Origin of the sequence: Roseofilum sp. SBFL (assembly GCF_017746885.1) — a bacterium.
Classification (GTDB): domain Bacteria; phylum Cyanobacteriota; class Cyanobacteriia; order Cyanobacteriales; family Desertifilaceae; genus Roseofilum.
This window is the reverse complement of record NZ_JAGHZH010000077.1, coordinates 1-3,636: the sequence shown is the minus strand read 5'-3', so window position 1 is coordinate 3,636 and position 3,636 is coordinate 1. Positions and strand designations below refer to the sequence as shown.

Below are 3,636 nucleotides of genomic sequence, written 5' to 3'. Positions count from 1 at the left end.
TCAACCGCGCCAACTTAGGAATGGAAGTAATGCACGAGCGCAACGCTCACAACTTCCCCTTAGACTTGGCCGCTGGAGAAGAAGCTCCTGTAGCTTTAACGGCTCCTGCTATCAACGGTTAATTCCAGTTTTTGATTGACTAAATTTAATCAAAAAAAACGCTCTCCGCAAGGGGGGCGTTTTTTTTGGTTTTTTTATAGGACTGCGCGCTAGGGAATAGGTTATGGTAGCTAGGTTTCAGTGTTGAACCATGTTCTAACCGACTCTTTCTCTACTATAGATCTGGACAATACTATTGAAATTATTTTTACCAGTAGTAGTCTGAGCAAACTAGAGAACTATCAAGCTTTTGGGAAGATCGAGTATTTTCTTTATACCACTTACGAGAGGTCTGTGAGATGAGTGGCGGTCATGTGCGGAATTTTTTACGCTTATTTCACGATACCTTGAAGCGCACTAAAAGGATGTGATTGGATACGGGATTATTTGATCCATAATCCCAATGTGTCTGATGAGGATAGCAAGATTTGTGATGGGATTAAACCTTTACCTTCAGAAATAGAGAGTCCGACTCCAGTTGCTACGTTGAATGTGCCCATACCTGAGAGGTCTGAGCCGCCTGAACCAACTCCTCCTTCTTTTGTGAGTCAACCTACTCCCTCTCCTGTGGTTTCGCCAAGTCCTGAACCGGATCGCTGGTATTTAGCTGTTCAGCAAGCTGAAAAAGCAGCTCAGTTAGCTCAAGTGAAATCTGACCCTTCCCAGGTAGTACAGGCATGGCAACAGGCGATCGCCCTAATGCAAGCGGTTCCTGAAGAACATCCCGCATACACTACAGCACAACAGAAAATCCAGGAATATCAACAAAATTTGAACTATTGGCAAGCACAAGAGTAGGGATCAAACCTTAATGGCGTGCAGGTTTAGCAGTAAGTGTCAGAATAAGAAGAGGTTAGCCTAGCCTGACCACAGTGAGATACAAAGGTAAACCTGTGATTGAGGTGGAAGTCCATCAGCAACTGCGAACGTTTCTACGCTTGTCTGCGTCACCGTCCTGGCCCCATCAGTTAACGATGGCCCGGTTGGTTGCGCGGGCCATGCGTTTGGGACGCAGTGCTTTAATTCAAACGGGTCGCCCCCTTTATCAAGGACAACCCTATCGGGTGAGTTATTTGGTTCCGTTGCTGATGTGGCCGGGACCAGCTATTTGGGTAGGAGCGGAGGAAATTTTGCAGCAGTTGCAGATGGTGGAAATTCCCCAATTACAGGAAATGTTAGCGCTCAGTTCGGTGAAGTCGGTGGTAGTAGCCGATCGCTGGCCCAATGCTGATTTTTCTGGTATTCTCCTCACAACCCCAGAACAATTTTTAGGCGATCGCCTCCATCGAGATAACCGAGGACAGCGCTTCCCTCTCAATATTCCGACCCTCATGGATGGTGTAGACGATCTAGAAAACTGGACTAGGCAACAGATCAATCAATGTTTAACCCCCAAAGACTGGACGGAGCTAATGTTAGCCTGTCCCCAACACCGCGATCTGATTCGCGATATCCAAGTTAAGCTCACCAAGTCTATTTTCCAGCATCCTCCCAACCCCTACGAATGCTGTTTATTAACGGAGGAGGATCGAGGGGCGATCGCCAATCTCTTCCATTACTTTGACGAATATCAGCTTATCCTACCCTCTCCCTGGCAACAGTTCACGCTCCCCCCATTGACCTCAGATCATCTGATGTGGGCTGATATTCATCGTTCCACCGGTCAATTTACCCTCTGGTCTGGCCCTGTGGATATCGCCCCGATCCTCAGTCCTATCTGGGCCGATCAACCGGTCGTTTTAATTGGTGAAACCCTCGATCAACAGGCCAATGCAAGTCGCTATTGTGCCCAAATGGGACTCGAAGATATTACTTGCATTCAATTTAATGCTTCGAGCGACCAAGACTTAATCCATCTTTATTTACCCGATCGCCTTCCCCTCCCCAATACGCCCCAATTTCAAACTCAGGTGTTGCCAGAAATTCAAGGATTACTCAGTGTCCGGGGAAATCAAGGCAACTTAACCGTTATTTTAGTCACCGATGTCCCCCTAAAATCGCAAATTGCGGCCACATTAGCTGGTGAATTTGGCTCCAAAGTACAAGTCGAAAAAACGGCATTGGAACCCCATGGAATTTTAGTGTGTGGATGGGAATTTTGGCGATCGCATCAAAGCCTCTTACCCGCACCTGGTTTACTCATTATTGTCGCCTTACCCATCCCCTCTTTAGAGCATCCCCTAGTGGCTGGACGAGTGGCGTATTATAAACAACGGCGCTTAGACTGGTTTCGGGAATACCTACTACCGACGGCGATCCAAAACCTGAAACGGGCGATCGCCCCCGTGCGTCCGGGAGTTGTGGCTTTGCTAGATACCCGTGTTCTCCACCGCAGCTATGGTCAAACCATCCTCACCTCCCTCGAACCCATGGCTCGCATCAATTACCGCGACCCCAGTTGGGTAAGGCAAATTTGGGATCAAGAAGGATAAATATCGGTAACGGTATAGCTTCCGAAAATTTTTAATACTTCTGTGTACTCTTCTAATTGTTGAAGTGTCTGTTGGATACTCGGTTCTCTAGCATCAACTTCAATATCAATAAAGAACAAATATTCGCCCAGCGATCGCTTGGTAGGACGAGATTCTATTCGGCTTAAGTTAATCCCTTGATGGGCAAAGACTTCCAGGGGTTTAACCAGCACTCCTGGAATATTGGGTAAGCTAAAGGCGATTGAGGTATGGGTTTTGGGTTCCGAGGAAGCATTCAATCTCACATTAGTATCTGTAGAACTCATGACCCAAAACCGAGTACAGTTATCCGGGCGATCGTTAATGGGATAGGCTAGTATTGGGATTTGATAGAGTTTAGCTGCTCTTTGGGAGGAAATTGCTGCGATCGGTCGATCGGACTGAAGATACTGAATAGACTCTGTGGTGGAGTTTGTCGGAATTAATTTGACTCCTGGTAAATGTTGCTCTAACCACTCTTGACATTGTGCTAAGGCTTGAGGATGGGAATAGACAGTTTTAATAGCTGATAATTCACCCATCTGAGAGAGTAGCCCATGGGTGATGGGTAAGACATAGGCCTGTTGGATATCTAAACCTTGTAATTGCCATAAACTATCGAGGGTCATCGGAACACTGCCTTCAATAGAATTTTCAACCGGTGCGATCGCCAAATGGGCTTGCTGTTGGGCTACCGCCTGTAAAGTTTGGGCAATACTGGGATAGGGACGTAATTCACTGTCACAACCCTGAGCTTTAAGCTGCTGACTACAGGCGATCCCAGCCGCCTCAGAATACGTCCCTCGTGGCCCTAGATAAGCAATAACAACCATCCTCTCTCCTTGTGAGACTTTTTGCTACTATAGCTTACGGGTAATAGGCATTGGTAACAAGTTGAGGCAATTTGCACCTAACCCAGACCCATTATTAATGATTCAAAACTTATGGGCACTTCTATTAATTGACTATACCGTGAATCCATGAGATGATCGAGAAAGAAAAAGAAAGGGAAAAAACATGGGTCAAATGAGTTTTTGGGACGGAGAGAACCGTCAGAAAAAGCTAAATAATAAAAAACCGCTGCTCT

3 protein-coding genes and 1 pseudogene are annotated in these 3,636 nt (G+C 46.4%); 3 read left to right on the top strand and 1 reads right to left on the bottom strand.

Going from position 1 to position 3,636, the window contains the following annotated elements; all coding sequences use genetic code 11:
• The 3 genes and pseudogenes from J7545_RS08750 to J7545_RS08740 form a co-directional block, all read left to right on the top strand.
• A pseudogene (locus J7545_RS08750) lies at positions 1 to 122 on the top strand (photosystem II q(b) protein); the annotation flags it as partial.
• A 382-nt stretch (positions 123 to 504) separates the two neighbouring features.
• Complete coding sequence (locus J7545_RS08745) at positions 505 to 897, top strand: hypothetical protein (RefSeq protein ID WP_318699512.1); 393 nt, start codon at positions 505 to 507, stop codon at positions 895 to 897.
• A 95-nt stretch (positions 898 to 992) separates the two neighbouring features.
• Positions 993 to 2,531, top strand: coding sequence for a helicase C-terminal domain-containing protein (locus J7545_RS08740; protein WP_318699513.1), 1,539 nt, complete (start codon positions 993 to 995; stop codon positions 2,529 to 2,531).
• Here the strand turns inward: J7545_RS08740 and pheA are convergent.
• The gene (gene pheA / locus J7545_RS08735) at positions 2,519 to 3,382 is read right to left on the bottom strand and encodes a prephenate dehydratase (protein WP_318699514.1); all 864 of its coding nucleotides are present in this window, start codon (positions 3,380 to 3,382) and stop codon (positions 2,519 to 2,521) included. The two genes, J7545_RS08740 and pheA, sit on opposite strands and share 13 nt — an antisense overlap.
• Between the last annotated feature and the right edge of the window lie 254 nt (positions 3,383 to 3,636).

Excerpts from the sequence above, each read along its gene's own strand:
- pheA (WP_318699514.1), bottom strand. The coding sequence starts at position 3,382 with ATGGTTGTTATTGCTTATCTAGGGCCACGAGGGACGTATTCTGAGGCG.